We start from the raw sequence: 16,986 nt of genomic DNA, 5'->3' as shown, positions 1-16,986 counted from the left end.
TCTCAACACCAGCGTCGTGGAAGGTATCAACAACACCATCAAGGTCATCAAGCGCCGCGCATACGGCTACCGGGACGAGGCCTACTTCTTCCTCAAGATCCGCGCCGCCTTCCCCGGTAATCCGCGATGAACCTTTTTTTTTGCTTCCACTTCCAGGACGGAGAGGTGCGCGGCTGAGTGGCGCGACGCGTCGATTCTCGCGCTGCGGCGGCGCTCGCATGCGTCCGTCTCGAAACGCAGCGTCCAGGTGTGTACGCCTGGGTCAACGATGAAACGGCGCTGCGTTCGTCAGGCAGCCGGCCCGATCCATGCGCGGTCTTCGGGAAGAGGCTCGGACGCGGCCATCCACCCGGCGATGGGGACGCATGGATCGGCGCGAGCCGACAGGACGGGCGCATCCGGGAGCAGCCGGCTTGGACTGCAGATGACGAGGTGTCCGCCGGCCGATGCCCGGGGGCGCCTTCGTCGCCGTGACGGCGCATCACGGTCGTGTCGCGATCGATCGTCGAGAGATGCGTTCGGTTCGAGCAGCGAACGGTGTTCCGCGTTCGGCAAGGGCAGGAGCTTCACACAGAACCGGTCCGGTGCTGCACGCGCCGAACGAGCAGCGGCTCGATCCTTTCGGAAGCGCGGCGGCCGCCGACAGCTCCTGCTCGCGCCTACGCCGCCCGCAGCAGCGGCTCCGCGTCGCACAGCTGGGCGAGCGCGGCGAGGTCTTCGGAGAAGTTCACGTAGCGCAGCCTGACGCCGCGGTGCGCGGCGCGGGCGGCCCAGGCGATCAGCACGCCGAGCGTGACGGTGTCGCTCGATTCGAGCGCGGCGAGGTCGACGGTCGCATCGGCGCCGGACGGCGCGAGGCGCTCGCCGTCGGCGAGCGCCTGCGGCGCGTTGGCGTAGTCGATGCGGCCGCTCGGCCGCAGGCGGCCGTCGGGACCGCGTTCGATCGCGAAGGCGGCCATCAGCTGCCCTTCTGCGTCGCTTCCATCGATTCCAGCGCCTTCTCGCCCTGGGTCTCCAGGCGCTGGATCAGCGCGTCGAGGCTGGTCTTGGCGATCTCGGCGGTGACCTGGTTGCGGTAGTTGGTGATGTAGGAGATGCCTTCGATGATGACGTCGTAGGCCTTCCAGTCGCCGTCGCGGGTCTTGCGGAACGCGTAGTCGACCGCGAGCAGCTTGCCGTCGTCGAGCACGACCTGGGTGCGCACGATCGTGCGCTTGTCGTTGAGGTCGCCCTTGAACGGCAGCACGCGCACGCGGCCGCGCGTGTAGTTGAGCAGGCCCTCGGCGTAGCGGTGCGCGATCGACTTGTAGAACGCCTTGGCGAAGCGCGAGCGCTGCTCGGGCGAGGCGCTGCGCGCGTTCTGGCCGAGCACCAGGATCGAGGCGTAGTCGATGTCGAAATGCGGCAGGAAGATGTCGTCGATGAGGTCGATCAGCTTGTCGCGGTCGCCGCGCAGCTCGGCCTGGTGGCCGCTGACGGCCTTGTCGAGGTTCTCGGCGATCGACTGCACGACCTGCTCGGGCGTGGCCGGATCGGCGTGCAGGGCGGGCGAGGCGAAGCCGAGCGCCACCGCGAGTACGGCCGCCGACAGGATCGATCCGAGCATGCGCATCATAGGAAGCGTTCTCCGCGAAAGGTGAAGATCAGGGGGTGGGCGCGGCCGGCGGCGTCGACTCGGCCGGCTTCTCGGGACCGCCGGCGGCGAGGAACTTGCCGATCAGGTCCTCCAGCTGCACCGAGGACTGCGTCAGCACGAACTCGTCGCCGTCCTTGAGCGCGTCGGGCGAGCCGCCGGGCTGGATCGCAACGTACTGATCGCCCAATAAACCGCTGGTGAATATCGCGGCCGCCGAGTCGTCGGGCAGCTCGGCGTAGCGCTTGGCGATCGACAGCTGCACCTTGGCGTCGAGCTTGGCCGGGTCGACCTCGATCGCGCGGACCGAGCCGATCCGCACGCCGGCGACCTTGACCGGCGCGCCGAGCTTGAGCTGGCCGACGTTGCTGAAACGGGCGTTGAGCGTGTAGCTGTCGCCCTGCCGGTAGTTGGCGACGCTGGTGGTCTGCGTCGCCAGCCAGGCCAGCGCCGCGAAGCCGAGCACGATGAACAGGCCCGTGCCGAACTGGTAGGAATGCTTCTGGCTCACGAGGGGGCTCCGGTCACATCAGGAAAGCGGTCATCACGAAATCGAGCGCCAGTACGACGATCGACGAGAACACCACCGTGCGCGTCGTCGCATAGGCGACGCCTTCGCTGGTCGGCGGTGTGGTGTAGCCCTGGAACGTCGCGATCAGCGTGATCACCGCGCCGAACGCCAGGCTCTTCCAGAGGCCGTTGATCACGTCCTTCCAGACGTCGACGCTGGAGGTCATGTTCGACCAGAACGTGCCGTTGTCGAGGCCAAGCCAGCTGACGCCGACCAGGTGCGCGCCGAAGATGCCGAGCGCGTTGAACACGCAGGCCAGCAGCGGCATCGCGATGACGCCGGCCAGGAAGCGCGGCGTGACGACGTAGGCGAGCGGATCGACTGCCATCATCTCCATCGCCGAGAGCTGGTCGGTCGCGCGCATCAGGCCGATCTCGGCAGTGATCGAGGTGCCGGCGCGGCCGGCGAACAGCAGCGCGGTGACGACCGGCCCGAGCTCGCGGTACAGCGCCAGCGAGACCACCGTGCCGAGCGCGGCGGTGCCGCCGAAGATCGACAGCACGTAGTACAGCTGCAGACCCAGCACCATGCCGACGAACAGGCCGCAGGTCATGATGATCGTCAGGCTCATCGCGCCGACGAACCAGACCTGGCGCACCGTCTCGCGGACGTGGCGCAGGCTGGCCGGCACCGCGGCCAGGATCGACAGCAGGAACAGGCCGCACGCGCCGATCTGCGCGATGCCACCGGCCAGCGCGTTGCGGGGTTTGCCTGCCGGCGTCATGCGCGGGCCTCCGGGAAGCCGAGATCGAGCGCGTAGTCGCGCGCGGGATAGTGGAACGGCACCGGGCCGTCGGCCTCGCCGCCGAAGAACTGGCGCGTCCACGGCGATGCACCGGCGGCCAGTTCGTCCGGCGTGCCCTGTGCGGCGATCTTGCCGGCCGCGATCAGGTAGACCTGATCGGCGACGCGCTTGACGGCAGAGAACTCGTGCGCGACCAGGATGCCGGTCAGCCCGAGCGTGTCGTTGAGCATGCGGATCAGCTTGACGACCTGGTTCAGCGCGATCGGGTCGAGGCCGACGAACGGCTCGTCGTAGATGACCAGCATCGGGTCGCGCACGATCGCGCGCGCCAGCGCGACGCGGCGCGCCATGCCGCCGGAGAGCTCGCTCGGCATCAGCTCGGCGGCGCCGCGCAGGCCCACGGCCTGCAGCTTGGTCAGCACGATGTTGCGGATCAGCTCCTCGGGCAGGCGCAGGTGCTGGCGCAGCGGAAACGCGACGTTCTCGAATACCGAGAAGTCGGTCAGCAGCGCCGAGTTCTGGAACAGGTAGCCGATCTTCTCGCGCAGCCGGAACAGGTCGCCGCGCGACAGCCGCGGCACGTCCTGGCCGTCGACGACGACCGAGCCGGCATCCGGCGCCAGCTGGCCGGTGATGTGCCGCATCAGCGTGGTCTTGCCGGTGCCGCTCGGGCCCATCACCGCGGTGACCCTGCCGCGCGGGATGTCGAGATCGACGCCGTCGAAGATCGTCTTGCCGTTCAGCACGGTCTTCAGGCCGCGGATGCGGATCAGGGTGCTGTCGTCGGCGGGGGCGAGTTCGGGCATGCGGGGCCGGCAGTGGGGGCGGGGCGCGCGGCCCGGAGGAGCCGCGATCGCGCCATCGTATCAAACGCCGGCGTCAGTCCGGCTTGAGCAGGTCGTCGAGCAGGGTCGCGTGGCGCTGCAGCTGCGCGTCGCGGCGCAGGCGGCGGCAGGCGAAGATCGCGCGCAGGTCCGATACCGCCTGCGCGAAGTCGTCGTTGACGACGATGAAGTCGAATTCCGCCGCGTGCGCGATCTCGGTGCGCGAGTCGGCCAGGCGGCGCGTGATCTGCTCGGCGCTGTCCGAGGCACGATGGCGCAGGCGCCGCTCCAGCTCGGCGCGCGACGGCGGCAGGATGAAGATGCTGAGCGTGTCCGGCCACAGCCGGCGTACCTGCTGCGCGCCCTGCCAGTCGATCTCGAGCAGCACGTCGCGGCCCTGCGCCAGCAGCGGCTCGATCACCGCGCGTGCGGTGCCCTTGTAGTCGCCGTGCACGTCGGCGTACTCGAAGAACGCGCCGGTCTGCGCCATGTGCTCGAACACCTGACGCGAGACGAAGTGGTAATGCTGGCCGTCGACCTCGCCGGGCCGCGGCGGGCGCGAGGTGTAGGACACCGACAGCGCCAGATCGGCCTCGCGCTCGAGCAGCGCCTTGACCAGGCTGGTCTTGCCCGAGCCGGACGCGGCGGCGACGACGTAGAGCGTGCCGGTCATCGCATCACTCCAGGTTCTGCACCTGTTCGCGCATCTGCTCGATCAGCACCTTGAGCTCGACCGCGGCCTGCGTCGTGCGCGGATCGGCGGCCTTGGAGCCGAGCGTATTGGCCTCGCGGTTGAACTCCTGCATCAGGAAGTCCAGGCGGCGGCCGACCGCCTCGCGCAGACCGAGTACGCGGCGCGCCTCGGCGATGTGCGCGGTCAGCCGGTCCAGTTCCTCGTCGACGTCGATGCGCTGCAGGCTCAGCACGACCTCCTGCTCGATACGGCCCGGTTCCAGCGGCTGCTTCAGATCGGCGATGCGCGCGTCGAAGCGCGCGCGCAGCGCGGCGCGGACCTCGGGCAGATGCGCGCGCACGCCGGCGACCAGGGTCTCGATGCCGTCCAGCCGCTCGCGCAGGAACACGGCCAGCCGTGCGCCCTCGCGTTCGCGCGCGGCGACGAATTCCTCGAGCGCGGCATCGACCACGCCCAGCGCCGCTTCGCGCAGGCCGTCCTGGTCGATGCGCTGTTCGACCAGCACGCCCGGCCAGGCCAGCACGGCCGCGAACTCGGCGCGCAGGCCCGGAAAGTGCTCGCCGAGCGTGCGGTGCGCGGCGGCGAGGCGCGCGACCGCAGCCTCGTTCAGCGTCAGTGCGGCGGCATTCTCGCCGGCGCGATGGCGCAGGCCGAAATCGACCTTGCCGCGGCCGATCCGGGCGCCGACGCGCTCGCGGATCGCCGGCTCCAGGCTGCGCAGATCCTCGGGCAGGCGTACCGCGAGCTCGAGATAGCGGTGATTGACCGAGCGCAGCTCGACGCTCAGGGCGCCCCAGGGGCCTTCGCTCTCGGCGCTGGCGAAGGAGGTCATGCTGCGGATCATCGGCGGGCCGGGCGGGGCGAAAGGGAGGCGATGGTAAACTCCGCGGCCCATTTCTCCAAAGTCGCCGATGCCCACGATTCCGAACCGTCCCAGCGGCCGCGCGCCCGATCAGTTGCGCGCGGTCACGATCGAACGCCACTACACCCGTCACGCCGAAGGCTCGGTGCTGATCGCGTTCGGCGACACGCGCGTCCTGTGCACGGCCAGCGTCGAGGAGCGCGTGCCGCCGTTCCTGCGCGGCAAGGGCGAAGGCTGGGTCACCGCCGAGTACGGCATGCTGCCGCGCGCGACCAAGGAGCGCACGCAGCGCGAGGCCGCGCGCGGCGGTCAGGGCGGTCGCACGATGGAGATCCAGCGCCTGATCGGCCGCAGCCTGCGCGCCTGCGTCGATCGCGCCGCGCTCGGCGAGCGCACGATCACGCTCGACTGCGACGTGCTGCAGGCCGACGGCGGCACGCGCACGGCGGCGATCACCGGCGCCTACGTGGCCCTGGTCGATGCCGTCAACGGGCTGCGCGCACGCGGCCTGATCAAGCGCGAGGTCGTGCACGGCGCGATCGCCGCGGTCTCGGTCGGCATCTGGCAGGGCGTGCCGATGCTCGACCTCGACTATGTCGAGGATTCGGCCTGCGATACCGACATGAACGTCGTCATGAACGACGGCGGCGGCTTCATCGAGGTGCAGGGCACCGCCGAAGGCCACGCGTTCCGCCGCGACGAGCTCGACACTCTGCTCGGCCTGGCCGCGCAGGGCGTCGACACGCTGTGCGCGCTGCAGCGGGCGGCACTGACCGCGTGAGGCTGGTCCTGGCCAGCTCGAACGCCGGCAAGCTCGAGGAGATCCGCGCGATCCTCGCCGATGCCGGCGTCGACCTGGTCGCACAATCCGCGCTCGGTATCGACGACGCCGAGGAGACCGGCGCCACCTTCGTCGAGAACGCGCTGATCAAGGCGCGTCATGCGGCGCGCCTGTCGGGTCTGCCGGCGCTGGCCGACGATTCGGGGCTGTGCGTCGATGCGCTGGGCGGCGCGCCGGGCCTGCGCTCGGCGCGCTACGCCGGCCGCCACGGCGACAGCGCCGCCAACATCGCGCGGCTGCTCGCGGAGCTGCACGGCGTCGGCGCGGAACGGCGTGCCGCGCATTTCCACTGCACGATCGTGCTGCTCAATGCGCCGGACGATCCGGCGCCGCTGATCGCCGAGGGACGCTGGCGCGGCTCGATCCTCGAGGCGCCACGCGGCAGCGGTGGCCATGGCTACGACCCGGTCTTCCTCGATCCGGGCAGCGGGCTCAGTGCCGCCGAGCTCTCACCCGAGGCCAAGAACGCGATCAGTCATCGCGGCATCGCGCTGGCCGGGCTGCGCCGGCGCATCCAGCACAGCCGGTCGGCCGGCTGAGATCTCGCCAGTGCCTCCCCGGCCGCTGCGCATCGCGGCCCGGTTCGGGCCGCGATGCCGCCTCGGACGTCAGGGGATGTAGTCGATGAGTACCGAGTACTGCGCGTTGGTCAGACCGACGCCGGTGGTCGCCGATGCGTTCGGCAGGCCGAGGTAGTAGTCGCCGTTCATCGGATTGGTCGGGCTGTTGTTGCAGGTCGCGCCGTTGTACTGGCTCGCACGGGTCGGGTTGGTCGTGGTAGTCGCGTTGCGCGGGATGTAGTAGATCGCGCGGTTGGCGCCGGCGCTCAAGACCGAGCCGCGCAGGTAGTTGATCGAGTTGAGGAAGACGTTGCCGGTGCAATTGGGGCCGTCGTAGGACACGCCGGAGCTGCCGAATACGTAGCCGTCGGCCTGCAGCGACACGAAGTAGCCGTTCTGCGAGACGAAGCTCAGCTGCGCATTGACCGTGCCGGATACGCCGATCGGATGCAGCGGCTGCGCCAGCGCGGTGCTCAGCGTGCCGTCGATGCGCACGCCGTAGCGGGCGCCGCCGGGCGCACCGGCCGGGCCGGTGGGACCGGTGGGGCCAGGTACGCCTGCCGCGCCGATCGGCCCGGTTGGGCCCACCGCGCCGGCAGGACCGGCGGGACCGATCGGTCCGGTCGGGCCGGCAACGCCAGGCGGGCCGGCCGGGCCTTCCGAGCCGGGCGCGCCCATTGGTCCGGCCGGTCCGATCGGTCCGGCCGGGCCGGTCGAGCCAGGGGTTCCGGAGGGGCCCGTGGCGCCGATCGGGCCGGTGGCACCCATCGGTCCGGTCGGGCCGACTTCGCCGGCCGGCCCGGCCGGGCCCACGGGACCGGTCAGGCCGGTCGGTCCAGCGGGACCCGGCGCACCGGAAGCACCGGCCGGACCCGTCGCGCCGGCAGGCCCTTCGGGGCCGGCTGGTCCCGCCGCGCCGGCCGGGCCGGTGGCGCCGGGCGCGCCCGAGGCGCCGGTGGGTCCGGTCGGACCGGCTGGTCCGGCGGGGCCGGTCGGGCCGACCGGGCCGCTGCCCGGCGTGCAGCGACCGAGCAGGCCGGTTACCGCGTTGAAGCAGACCACCTGGTCCTGCTGCAGCGAGGCGGGCAGCGACGGGATCGTCACCTGGCCGTCTGCGCCCACGCGCAGACGCACGATGCTGCCGCTGTCGTCGGTGACCGTGAAGCCCTGGTTCGGCAGCGGCCGCGCCTCGATGTCGCCCTGTGCCGCCGCCGGTCCGGCCAGCGCCGCGGCGATCGCGAGCGCCAACGCCTGCCGTGCCGATCGCATGGAAGTCCGCATCGTGTTGTCTCCCCGTCCGGTTGGATCGCCGCCCCCTCGGCGGCAATCGGCGCAGGATAGCGGCAAATGCTGCAATTGTGACGTCGGCGTCAGCCGAAGGCGGCATTGGCCGCCACGCGCGCCCGCTCGCTCGCCGGCAGCGCCGGATCGTCGAGCAGGGCCCGGCACAGTGCCGCGCTCTCGGCGCGGCGGCCGGCGTAGTACGCGCTGACCGCCTGCTCGTCGCGTGCGCGCCACTGGTAGACCGCGCGGTCGACGAACAGCGCGTCGTCCGGCAGTGCATGGCCGGCGGCGGCGCGCGCATGCAGATAGGCGCTGCCGTAGCGGCCGCGCAGGCGCAGGTAGCGCGCCAGGTCGCACAGCGGCTCGGCGCGTGTCGGCCGCGTGTCGTAGGCGGCGAGGTAGGCGTCGATCACGGCAGCTTCGTCGTGCCCGAGCGCCTCGTGCAGGACCGCGATCTGGTAGCGCGCATACCAGACCTCCTCGTCCCAGCCGCCCATGCCGGCGCGGCGCCGGTAGGCCGCCAGCGCCGCTTCGCGCTGGCCGGCGTCGCGCAGGCTCTGTGCGTAGTAGAAGACGTAGCGCGCGTTGTCCGGTTCGCGGCGCAAGGCGGCCTCGAGCACGCGCGCATCCTCGGCGTACTTCTCGTGCTGCGGCCGCCGGCTGCGCGCGCCGTCGGGTATCGCGCGCACGCGCATGCCGTCGAGCACGCCGATCGCGGCCATCGGGTCGGTCGCCGGATACTCGTGCAGCACGCCGTGCCAGCGCCAGCGCGCGTCGTGCCGCAGCAGCTTGGCGCACAGATACTCCACCGTACCGCCGTGCTGGTACACGCGCAGGTAGTAGCCCGGCGCGTCCAGCGTGTCCGGCCAGGCGTGCTGCGGATCGATCTCGACCACCTCGTCGGCGTCGACGATCAGCGCGTACTGTCCGTAGTCGCGCGCCAGGTCCAGCGCCTGGTTGCGATTGGTCGCGAAATCGACCCAGGGCCGCTCGATCAGCCGGCCCGGCAGATCGCCGAGCAGCTCGCCGATGCGGGCCTGCGTACCGTCCGCGGATCCGGTGTCGACGATCGCCCAGGCGCCGATCAGCGGGCGCACCGCCTCGATGCAGCGCGCGATGACCGCGCTTTCGTTGCGCACGATCATGCTCAGGCAGATCGAGCCGGCGAACGGCAGGCGCGGCAAGGCCAACGGCATCGGTCGGTCCTGGGAGAGGCAGTGCGCGATCGTAAAGAGCACGTGTACGGGCCGGCAAGGCATGCGCGCGGTCGCCGGACGCGGCTATGATGCGCGGGCAGCCACTCGAGGACGCCCCGATGCCGACCCGCCCGCTCCGTCTCCGTACCGCCGCGACGCAGGCGCATGCCGCCGCGCTGGCCGGCGTTCTCCTCGCGGCAACGGCCGGCGCCGCCCAGGCCGGCACCGCCGCGATGCTGCGCATCGGCGGCGGCACGCTTTACGTCCCCGCCACGATCGCCAACGCCGACGTGCTGGCCGAGGGCGGCACGCTGGCCGGCGACGGCAGCGTGCTCGGTGCGGTCGTGCTCGGCACCGGCGGCGCGCTGGCGCCGGGTCCGGCAGCGGGCGCCGGCACGATCAGCGCCGCGGCACTGACCTGGCAGCCCGGCGCCGGCGTCCGGCACCGTCTCGGCAGCGGCGACGCCGATTCGGACCATACCGCGCTGTCGGGCACGCTGACGCGCAACGGCAGCGGCGCCTACCTGTTCGCGTTCGACGATGCCGATACGCTGCCCACGGCGGGCGCCACCTATACGCTGATGAGCTTCGCGGCGCAGAGCGGCTTCAGCGCGAGCGATTTCAGCTACAGCTACAGTGGCGCGGCACCGGCCCTGAACGGCGAATTCATGCTGACCGACGGTGCCTTGCTGTTTCACGTGACCAGTCTGCCGGTCGGCCTGCAGTCGTTCTCGGTCGACTGACCGTCGCGCCGCGCGGTTGCGGCCGCCGCGCCGCGGCCCCATCTGGTCCGCTCCTAATCTCGCTGCGGGCCCGGCCCGATGCCATGCCGCTGATCGCGCCGCCGCTGTCGCTGTACGTGCACATTCCGTGGTGCGTCCGGAAATGTCCGTATTGCGACTTCAACTCGCACGCCGTGCGCGACGGCCTCCCGCAGGAGGCCTACGTCGACGCGCTGCTCGACGATCTCGACCGCGATCTGGCCGATTTCGGTGCGGCCGCGGCCGGGCGCCCGCTGACCAGCATCTTCTTCGGCGGCGGCACGCCGAGCCTGTTCGCGCCGGCCGCGATCGGCCGCATCCTCGACGGCGTCGCCGCGCGCCTGCCGGTCGCGCCGGGCGCCGAGGTCACGCTCGAGACCAACCCGGGCACGGTCGAGCACGGCCGCTTCGACGGCTATCGCGCGGCCGGCGTCAACCGCATCAGCTTCGGCGTGCAGAGCTTCGACGACGTGATGCTCGGGCGGCTCGGCCGCATCCATTCGGCCGGCGAGGCCGAGCAGGCGATCGCGCAGGCGCGCGCGGCCGGCATCGACAACTTCAACATCGATCTGATGTACGCGCTGCCGCAGCAGGACCTGGCCGGCGCGCTGGCCGACGTCGAGCGCGCGATCGCGCTGGCGCCGCCGCATCTGTCGCACTACCAGCTCACGCTGGAGCCGAACACGCTGTTCGCGGCTCGGCCGCCGCCGCTGCCGGACGGCGACGCGGCCTGGGACATGCAGGAGCGCTGTCAGCAGCGCCTGGCCGAGGCCGGCTATGCGCAGTACGAGGTCTCGGCCTATGCGCGCCCGGGCCGGCAGGCCGCGCACAATCTCAACTACTGGCGCTTCGGCGACTATCTCGGCATCGGCGCCGGCGCGCACGGCAAGCTGACCGACGCGGCCGCCGGTACGATCCGCCGCCGCGCCAAGCAGCGAACGCCGCGCGCGTACCTGGCCCACGCCGGCAGCGCACGCCGCATCGCCGAGGACGTGACAATCGGCGCCGCCGATCTGCCGTTCGAGTACGCGATGAACGCCTTGCGCCTGATCGACGGCGTGCCGGCCGCGGCGTTCGCCGAGCGCACCGGTCTGCCGGATGCGGCGATCGCCGCGCCGCTGGCGGCCGCGCAGCGTCGCGGCTGGCTCGACCAGGCGCCCGGCCTGCTGCGCGCCAGCGACGACGGCCAGCGCTTCCTCAACGATCTGGTCGCGCTGTTCCTGCCGGAGGACCGCCATGCTTGAAGCGGTGCTGATCCATTGCCCGTACTGCGGCGAGGGCTTCGAGACCACGGTCGACTGCTCGGCCGGCTCGCAGACCTATGTCGAGGACTGCGCGATCTGCTGCCGGCCGATCGAGCTGCGCATCCGCGTCGACGCGGACGGCGGCCTGATCGACGTCGACGCCGCGACCGATCGCGACTGACGCTGGCGGCGTGTCGTGCCGGCGGCCCGCGATGCGCGCGCCGGCGATCGGGGCGTGAATCGAGACGGCCGCGGTGGCCGGCGGTACTCAGGCCGGCGCGGCGCCGCCGAGCGCATCGAACAGCCATATGCGCGCGGCCTGCCAGTGCCGCTTGACGGTGGCCGGCGACTGCTCGAGCACCTCGCCGGTCTCCTCGATGCTGAGGCCGCCGAAATAGCGCAGCTCGACGATGCGCGCCTTGACCGGGTCGATCCGCTCGAGCCGGACCAGCGCCTCGTCCAGATCGACCAGATCCAGCGCCTCGTCGGCCGCGAGCTCCAGACCGCTCAGCGTGACGCGCTCGCCGCCGTCGCGCTTGGCCGCGTTGCGGCGCCGCGCATGGTCGATCAGGATCTCGCGCATCAGCCGCGCGGCGACCGCGAGCAGATGGCCGCGGTCCTCGCCGGGCAGCGCCGGCGCGCCGATCAGGCGCAGCCAGGCCTCGTTGACCAGCGCGGTCGGCTGCAGCGTATGGCCGCCGCGCTCGCGCCGGAATGCCTGCTCGGCGAGGCGGTGCAGTTCCGGATACAGCAGCGCGGCCAGCCGGTCGCGCGCGCCGGTGTCGCCGCCGCGCCAGTCCACCAGCAGTTGGGTCACCGCCACGCTCATCGCGCCAGTGTAGAGCCTCCGGCCGCGCGATCCAGCCCCGGCCGGCCGGGCCGGCGTGTCGTCGGGCATCAGGTCAGGAGCCGGCGACGCGCCCGATGCGGCCCGGCAACCCGGCTGGCGCCCCCGGCGAAACCGCCTACACTGCCGCAGCCGCTGCGGCCGGGGAGGAGGCAGGTGGATCTGACGACCGAAGTCGAGGCGATGCGCGTGCTCGAGGCGGCGCTGGCGCAGCCCGATGCCGGGCGGCTGGCCTGGCTCGAGGCGCAGGCGCTGCCGGCCGCGGTCGCGGCGCGCGTGCGCGTGCTGCTCGGCCGCGCCGCGCCGCACGAGGGCTTTCTCGATCCGCCGGCCGGCCGCGCGCTGCCGATGGCCGCCGGCCTGCCGGCGCCGGGCGAATGCGTCGGGCCGTGGCGGCTGCTGCGCGAACTCGACGCCGGCGGCATGGGCGTGGTGTTCCTGGCCGAGCGCACCGACGGCGCGTATCAGCGCCAGGTGGCGGTCAAGTTCGTGCGCACCGATCATCTGCTGTTCGCCGGCGAGCGGCGGCGCGAGCTGATCGCGCGCTTCGAGAACGAGCGCGTCCTGCTCGCGCGCGTCGATCATCCGAACGTGGCGCGGATCCTCGACGGCGGCAGCCTCGACGGCCTGCCGTACCTGGTCATGGACTACGTCGAAGGCGATTCGCTGCTGGTGCACTGCGAGCGCCGGCACCTCGACACGCGGGCGCGCCTGGCACTGTTCTGCAAGGTCTGCGACGGCGTGCAGGCCGCGCACCGGCACCTGATCGTGCATCGCGACCTCAAGCCCGGCAACGTCCTGGTCGGTGCCGACGGCGAGCCGCGCCTGCTCGATTTCGGCATCGCGCGGATGCTCGACGCCGGCGCCGACGCCGAGCGCGCGACGACGCGCACCGGCCTGCTCGCATTGACGCCGGCCTATGCCAGCCCCGAGCAGCTGCGGCTGGAGCCGCCGACGACCGCGTCGGACGTCTACTCGCTCGGCGTGATCCTCTACGAGCTGCTGACCGGCACGCGGCCGTACCAGCTGGAAGGCCTCAGCCCCGCCGAGATCGAGCGGATCGTCTGCGACACCGCGCCGGTGCCGCTGCGCCAGGCCCGCGCGGCGGCGCAGGCGGCCGATGCCGCGCGCGCGCCGCGGCCGGCGTTCGGGGCGGATCTGGAGCGCATCGTCGCGCGCGCGCTGCACAAGGCGCCGGAGCGCCGCTACGGCTCGGCGCAGGCGCTGGCCGACGATCTGCGCCGCCATCTGGCCGGCCGGCCGGTGCAGGCGCATCCGGACTCGCTCGGCTATCGCATCGGCAAGTTCGTCGGACGCCACCGGCTGGCCTGCGCCAGCGGCGCGCTGGCCGCGATCGCGGTGCTCGCGGCCGGTGCCGTCGCGATCTGGCAGGCGGCCCAGGCGCATCGCGCGGCCGCCGACACCGCGGCCGTCAACGCGTTCCTGGTCGACGTGCTCAAGACCTCCAATCCGTACATGAGCGGCGAGGAGATCAGCCTCAGCGAGGCGCTGACGGTCGCGGCCGGCAAGGTCGAGGAGCGCTTCGGCGACCGGCCCGATCTGGCCGTCGGCGTGCGCAGCGCGCTCGGCGAGAGCATGCTCGCGACCGGCCGGCTCGACGCCGCCGAGCTCCAGCTGCAGCGCGCGCTGGCCGACGCCGAGCCGCTGTTCGGCACCGACGATCCGCGCACGGTGACCGCATTGGCGACGCTGGCCAGCCTGCGCAAGGATCAGGGCCGCTACGAAGAGGCCCAGCGCCTGTTCGACGAGGCGCTGGCGCGCCTCGAGCACAGCGGCCGCACCCGCGAGGCGGTCTACGGCAACGTACTCAACGACGTCGGCGTGATGCATCTGGTGCGCGAGGATTTCGCGCGCGCGGCGGCGTATCTGGAGCGTGCGGCCGCGGCCGATGCCGGCGGCTTCGTCGCGGTCTCGGCCGATCAGCGCGCACGCACGCTGGCCAACCTCGCGCAGGCGGTCGGCGCGCGCGGCAGCGGCGATCTGGCGCGCGCCGACGCGCTGTACCGGCAGGCGCAGCCGGTGCTCGAAGCCGCTTATCCCGAGGGCAGTCCGCATCTGGCGGTGATCCTCAACAATCGTGCCCGGCTGGCCTGGGTGCGCGGTGACCGCGAGGCCGCGATCGCGCTGCAGGCGCGCGCGGTTGCGATGCATCGGCGCGCGTTCCGCGGCGACCACGAGATGGTCCTGGTGCCGATGACGAACCTGGCGCGGCAGGCGCTCGCGCTCGGCCGGCTCGATCAGGCCGAGGAGGCCGCCGGAGAGGCTGCGGCGATGGCCGAGCGGCTTTATCCGGACGGCCGCAGCCACTACCGGCTCAATGCGCTGGCGGCGCTGGCCGGCACGCGGCTCGCGCAGGGCCGCGACACCGAGGCGGCAGCCCTGCTGCTGCGCCTGCGCACGCCTCCCGACGCACTCGCGCAGGCGCCGGCCTCGACGCGCGACTACGCCGCCGAGCTGATCGCGCAGCTGTGCGGCGAGGGCCGGTCCACGGCCGCGCCGTGCGCGGCGGCCGCGCGCTGAGGCGGAGCGGCGCCGGGTGCGCCGCGTGCGGGCTTTGGTTATCGTGGCGCTTCCGTCCGCCGCCGACCGCCGATGATCTTCGAAGGCTCCGACCGCTACGTCGCCACCGCCGACCTCAAGCTCGCGGTCAATGCCGCGATCACGCTGCAGCGGCCGCTGCTGATCAAGGGCGAGCCCGGTACCGGCAAGACCCTGCTGGCCGAGGAGATCGCGCGCAGCCTCGATGCGCCGCTGTACGCCTGGCACGTCAAGTCGACCACTAAGGCGCAGCACGGTCTGTACGAGTACGACGCGGTCGGCCGCCTGCGCGATTCGCAGCTCGGCGACGCGCGCGTGCACGACATCGCGCACTACATCCGGCGCGGCCCGGTCTGGCACGCGTTCGACGCCGAGCGCCGCGCGGTGCTGCTGATCGACGAGATCGACAAGGCGGACCTGGAGTTTCCCAACGATCTGCTGCAGGAACTGGACCGCATGACGTTCCACGTGCACGAGACCGGCCAGACCGTCGCCGCGCGGCAGCGGCCGGTCGTCGTGATCACGTCGAACAACGAGAAGGAGCTGCCCGACGCGTTCCTGCGCCGCTGCTTCTTCCACTACATCGCGTTTCCGGACCGCGCGACGCTGGAGCGCATCGTCGCCGTGCACCATCCGGGCATCGCCGCCGACCTGGTCCGCCACGCGCTCGAGACGTTCTTCGAGCTGCGCGAGGTACCCGGCCTCAGGAAGAAGCCCTCGACCTCGGAGCTGATCGACTGGCTCAAGCTGCTGCTGGCCGATTCGCTGTCGGCCGCCGCGCTGCGCGAGCGCGATCCGGCCAAGGCGATTCCGCCGCTGTACGGCGCGCTGATCAAGAACGAGCAGGACGTGCAGCTGCTCGAGCGCCTGGCCTTCATGCACCGCCGGCAGAGCCGCGGCTAGACGATGGGCCGCGCCGCGCAGGCCGGTGGCGACGTGCGGCGGCCGTGCTGATTGGCCTGTTCGAGGCGCTGCGCGCGGCGCGCGTGCCGGTGACGCTGCGCGAATGGCTCGATCTGATGGCCGCGCTCGAGGCCGGCTTCGCGTTCGCCGACGTCGAGGCCTTCCACGCGCTGGCGCGCGCGATCCTGGTCAAGGACGAGCGCCACTACGACCGCTTCGATCGTGCGTTCGGCGCGTATCTCGCGGCCGCGCAGTCGATCGCGCCGGAGACACTCGCACAGGTGCCCGAGGACTGGCTGCGCACGCAATTCGCGCGTGAGTTCAGCGACGAGGAGAAGGCCCGCGTCGAGGCGCTCGGCGGCCTCGACGCGCTGATCGAGGCGTTCCGCCGGCGCCTGGCCGAGCAGACCGAACGCCACAGCGGCGGCAACCGCTGGATCGGCACCGGCGGCACCAGTCCGTTCGGCGCGGCCGGCCATCGTCCGGGCGGCATCCGGCTCGGTCCGGCCGGCGGCGGCCGCATGGCGGCCAAGGTCTGGGAGCGGCGCAGCTATCGCAACCTCGACGGCGACGCCGAGCTCGGGCCGCGCAATCTCAAGCTGGCCTTGCGCCGCCTGCGCCGGTTCGCGCGCGAAGGCGCGGCCGAGGAGCTCGATCTCGACGCGACGGTCGCCGCGACCGCGCGCGAGGGCGGCCTGCTCGACGTGCGGCTGCGGCCCGAGCGCCGCAACGCGGTCAAGCTGCTGCTGTTCCTCGACATCGGCGGATCGATGGACGAGCACGTCGCGGCCTGCGAGGCGCTGTTCGGTGCGGCACGGTCCGAGTTCAAGCGCCTGGAGCACTACTACTTCCACAATTTCGTCTACGACCACGTCTGGACCGACAACCGCCGCCGCGACTCGCAGCGCACGCCGACGCAGGACCTGCTGCGCCGCTACGGCGCCGATCACCGCGTGGTCTTCGTCGGGGACGCGGCGATGGGGCCGTACGAGATCACCGAGCCCGGCGGCAGCGTCGAGTACTGGAACGAGGAAGCCGGTGCGGTCTGGTTCGGCCGGCTCAGGGCGCATTTCCCGAAGCTGGTCTGGATCAATCCGACGCCGGCCTCGCACTGGCACTACGCGGCGTCGACTGCGCTGGTGCATGAGCTGGTCGAGCGGCGCATGTATCCGCTGACGACCGACGGCCTGGCGGAGGCGATGGCGTTTCTGGCGCGCTGAGCGCGGGAGCGCTTTTGGCTTTTATCCATCCTTGAGGACGCCGCATCGAAGTCAAGGCGGAGAGCAAGAGCTTCCGCTCGCTCCGCGAGCGGGTGACTTTTGTCTTGTCAAAAGTCACCAAAACCGTCTGCGCTGACGCGAGCCGGCGCGGCTGCGCCGCGCCGGTTCCCTGCGCTTCTCGGTCGCCCAGGCACGCTGCCCCAACTCGCTGGCGCTCAGACACGGGGCAGCTCTTCGGCCTG

General features: G+C 72.0%; 20 protein-coding genes. 10 read left to right on the top strand and 10 right to left on the bottom strand.

Annotation, left to right across the window (positions count from 1 at the left end):
• Both VMR06_RS03710 and VMR06_RS03705 read left to right on the top strand, forming a co-directional pair.
• On the top strand, positions 1–130 hold a 130-nt coding region (locus VMR06_RS03710), incomplete at its 5' end, for a transposase (RefSeq protein WP_325373129.1).
• A gap of 47 nt (positions 131–177) precedes the next feature.
• Entirely contained in the window at positions 178–474 is a 297-nt protein-coding gene (locus VMR06_RS03705; RefSeq protein ID WP_325373125.1) for a type II toxin-antitoxin system YhaV family toxin, read from the top strand.
• 185 nt (positions 475–659) lie between these two features.
• Here VMR06_RS03705 and VMR06_RS03700 read toward each other — a convergent pair whose 3' ends face one another.
• From VMR06_RS03700 to VMR06_RS03670, 7 genes are all read right to left on the bottom strand, one after another.
• Positions 660–959, bottom strand: a complete 300-nt coding sequence (locus tag VMR06_RS03700; RefSeq protein ID WP_325373123.1) for an STAS domain-containing protein — start codon at positions 957–959, stop codon at positions 660–662.
• Positions 959–1,606 (bottom strand): MlaC/ttg2D family ABC transporter substrate-binding protein, encoded by a 648-nt coding sequence (locus tag VMR06_RS03695; protein WP_414648057.1) that lies wholly within the window; start codon positions 1,604–1,606, stop codon positions 959–961. Before VMR06_RS03695 ends, VMR06_RS03700 begins: the two co-directional genes overlap by 1 nt.
• A gap of 37 nt (positions 1,607–1,643) precedes the next feature.
• The gene (gene mlaD, locus VMR06_RS03690) at positions 1,644–2,144 is read right to left on the bottom strand and encodes an outer membrane lipid asymmetry maintenance protein MlaD (protein WP_325373121.1); all 501 of its coding nucleotides are present in this window, start codon (positions 2,142–2,144) and stop codon (positions 1,644–1,646) included.
• A gap of 13 nt (positions 2,145–2,157) precedes the next feature.
• Positions 2,158–2,928 carry a lipid asymmetry maintenance ABC transporter permease subunit MlaE gene (gene mlaE, locus VMR06_RS03685; RefSeq protein WP_325373119.1) on the bottom strand — a complete coding sequence of 257 codons (771 nt, stop codon included), beginning with the start codon at positions 2,926–2,928 and terminating at the stop codon, positions 2,158–2,160.
• Entirely contained in the window at positions 2,925–3,755 is an 831-nt protein-coding gene (locus VMR06_RS03680) for an ABC transporter ATP-binding protein (RefSeq protein WP_325373117.1), read from the bottom strand. Before VMR06_RS03680 ends, mlaE begins: the two co-directional genes overlap by 4 nt.
• Positions 3,756–3,828: 73 nt before the next feature.
• Positions 3,829–4,446, bottom strand: a complete 618-nt coding sequence (gene gmk, locus VMR06_RS03675; RefSeq protein ID WP_325373115.1) for a guanylate kinase — start codon at positions 4,444–4,446, stop codon at positions 3,829–3,831.
• Between the two features lie 4 nt (positions 4,447–4,450).
• Positions 4,451–5,311 (bottom strand): YicC/YloC family endoribonuclease, encoded by an 861-nt coding sequence (locus tag VMR06_RS03670; RefSeq protein ID WP_325373112.1) that lies wholly within the window; start codon positions 5,309–5,311, stop codon positions 4,451–4,453.
• 67 nt (positions 5,312–5,378) lie between these two features.
• Between VMR06_RS03670 and rph the strand changes: the two genes are divergently transcribed.
• A complete protein-coding gene (rph, locus tag VMR06_RS03665; RefSeq protein WP_325373110.1) occupies positions 5,379–6,110 on the top strand; it encodes a ribonuclease PH in 732 nt (243 codons plus the stop codon).
• The gene (gene rdgB, locus VMR06_RS03660; RefSeq protein ID WP_325373108.1) at positions 6,107–6,709 is read left to right on the top strand and encodes an RdgB/HAM1 family non-canonical purine NTP pyrophosphatase; all 603 of its coding nucleotides are present in this window, start codon (positions 6,107–6,109) and stop codon (positions 6,707–6,709) included. The genes rph and rdgB overlap by 4 nt, the downstream gene beginning before the upstream one ends.
• Positions 6,710–6,778: 69 nt before the next feature.
• On the opposite strand, the gene VMR06_RS03655 is transcribed toward rdgB, so the two are convergent.
• Together VMR06_RS03655 and VMR06_RS03650 are read right to left on the bottom strand one after the other, a co-directional pair.
• Positions 6,779–7,999, bottom strand: coding sequence for a hypothetical protein (locus VMR06_RS03655; RefSeq protein ID WP_325373106.1), 1,221 nt, complete (start codon positions 7,997–7,999; stop codon positions 6,779–6,781).
• 101 nt (positions 8,000–8,100) lie between these two features.
• On the bottom strand, positions 8,101–9,210 hold the full coding sequence (locus tag VMR06_RS03650) for a glycosyltransferase (RefSeq protein ID WP_325373104.1): 1,110 nt from the start codon (positions 9,208–9,210) through the stop codon (positions 8,101–8,103).
• Positions 9,211–9,329: 119 nt separating this feature from the next.
• Here VMR06_RS03650 and VMR06_RS03645 point away from each other — a divergent pair, with 119 nt between their 5' ends.
• The 3 genes from VMR06_RS03645 (at position 9,330) to VMR06_RS03635 (ending at position 11,396) form a co-directional block, all read left to right on the top strand.
• Positions 9,330–9,953 (top strand): hypothetical protein, encoded by a 624-nt coding sequence (locus tag VMR06_RS03645; RefSeq protein ID WP_325373102.1) that lies wholly within the window; start codon positions 9,330–9,332, stop codon positions 9,951–9,953.
• Between the two features lie 83 nt (positions 9,954–10,036).
• Positions 10,037–11,215: a radical SAM family heme chaperone HemW gene (hemW, locus tag VMR06_RS03640; protein ID WP_325373100.1), complete on the top strand. Its 1,179-nt coding sequence runs from the start codon at positions 10,037–10,039 to the stop codon at positions 11,213–11,215.
• Entirely contained in the window at positions 11,208–11,396 is a 189-nt protein-coding gene (locus VMR06_RS03635) for a CPXCG motif-containing cysteine-rich protein (RefSeq protein WP_325373098.1), read from the top strand. The genes hemW and VMR06_RS03635 overlap by 8 nt, the downstream gene beginning before the upstream one ends.
• Before the next feature lie 87 nt (positions 11,397–11,483).
• Here the strand turns inward: VMR06_RS03635 and VMR06_RS03630 are convergent, their stop codons facing one another.
• Positions 11,484–12,044 carry a sigma-70 family RNA polymerase sigma factor gene (locus VMR06_RS03630; protein WP_325373096.1) on the bottom strand — a complete coding sequence of 187 codons (561 nt, stop codon included), beginning with the start codon at positions 12,042–12,044 and terminating at the stop codon, positions 11,484–11,486.
• Positions 12,045–12,218: 174 nt separating this feature from the next.
• Here VMR06_RS03630 and VMR06_RS03625 point away from each other — a divergent pair, with 174 nt between their 5' ends.
• From VMR06_RS03625 to VMR06_RS03615, 3 genes are all read left to right on the top strand, one after another.
• Positions 12,219–14,603, top strand: coding sequence for a serine/threonine-protein kinase (locus tag VMR06_RS03625; RefSeq protein ID WP_325373094.1), 2,385 nt, complete (start codon positions 12,219–12,221; stop codon positions 14,601–14,603).
• Positions 14,604–14,675: 72 nt separating this feature from the next.
• Complete coding sequence (locus VMR06_RS03620; RefSeq protein ID WP_325373092.1) at positions 14,676–15,524, top strand: MoxR family ATPase; 849 nt, start codon at positions 14,676–14,678, stop codon at positions 15,522–15,524.
• Positions 15,525–15,568: 44 nt separating this feature from the next.
• Positions 15,569–16,744 (top strand): vWA domain-containing protein, encoded by a 1,176-nt coding sequence (locus VMR06_RS03615; RefSeq protein ID WP_325373090.1) that lies wholly within the window; start codon positions 15,569–15,571, stop codon positions 16,742–16,744.
• Positions 16,745–16,986: the final 242 nt, after the last annotated feature.

It is taken from the genome of Dokdonella sp., assembly GCF_035511235.1.
Lineage (GTDB): Bacteria > Pseudomonadota > Gammaproteobacteria > Xanthomonadales > Rhodanobacteraceae > Dokdonella.
The sequence above is the reverse complement of the archived record's forward strand: the minus strand, read 5'-3'. Positions and strand labels throughout refer to the sequence as shown.

What these genes read in the sequence shown, in the direction of transcription:
- gmk (WP_325373115.1), bottom strand. Translation starts at nt 4,446, where the DNA reads ATGACCGGCACGCTCTACGTCGTCGCCGCCGCGTCCGGCTCGGGCAAG.
- VMR06_RS03650 (WP_325373104.1), bottom strand. Translation starts at nt 9,210, where the DNA reads ATGCCGTTGGCCTTGCCGCGCCTGCCGTTCGCCGGCTCGATCTGCCTG.
- mlaE (WP_325373119.1), bottom strand. Translation starts at nt 2,928, where the DNA reads ATGACGCCGGCAGGCAAACCCCGCAACGCGCTGGCCGGTGGCATCGCG.
- VMR06_RS03700 (WP_325373123.1), bottom strand. Translation starts at nt 959, where the DNA reads ATGGCCGCCTTCGCGATCGAACGCGGTCCCGACGGCCGCCTGCGGCCG.
- VMR06_RS03655 (WP_325373106.1), bottom strand. Translation starts at nt 7,999, where the DNA reads ATGCGATCGGCACGGCAGGCGTTGGCGCTCGCGATCGCCGCGGCGCTG.
- VMR06_RS03630 (WP_325373096.1), bottom strand. Translation starts at nt 12,044, where the DNA reads ATGAGCGTGGCGGTGACCCAACTGCTGGTGGACTGGCGCGGCGGCGAC.
- VMR06_RS03680 (WP_325373117.1), bottom strand. Translation starts at nt 3,755, where the DNA reads ATGCCCGAACTCGCCCCCGCCGACGACAGCACCCTGATCCGCATCCGC.
- VMR06_RS03645 (WP_325373102.1), top strand. Translation starts at nt 9,330, where the DNA reads ATGCCGACCCGCCCGCTCCGTCTCCGTACCGCCGCGACGCAGGCGCAT.
- VMR06_RS03670 (WP_325373112.1), bottom strand. Translation starts at nt 5,311, where the DNA reads ATGATCCGCAGCATGACCTCCTTCGCCAGCGCCGAGAGCGAAGGCCCC.
- VMR06_RS03635 (WP_325373098.1), top strand. Translation starts at nt 11,208, where the DNA reads ATGCTTGAAGCGGTGCTGATCCATTGCCCGTACTGCGGCGAGGGCTTC.
- VMR06_RS03695 (WP_414648057.1), bottom strand. Translation starts at nt 1,606, where the DNA reads ATGCTCGGATCGATCCTGTCGGCGGCCGTACTCGCGGTGGCGCTCGGC.
- hemW (WP_325373100.1), top strand. Translation starts at nt 10,037, where the DNA reads ATGCCGCTGATCGCGCCGCCGCTGTCGCTGTACGTGCACATTCCGTGG.
- VMR06_RS03620 (WP_325373092.1), top strand. Translation starts at nt 14,676, where the DNA reads ATGATCTTCGAAGGCTCCGACCGCTACGTCGCCACCGCCGACCTCAAG.
- rph (WP_325373110.1), top strand. Translation starts at nt 5,379, where the DNA reads ATGCCCACGATTCCGAACCGTCCCAGCGGCCGCGCGCCCGATCAGTTG.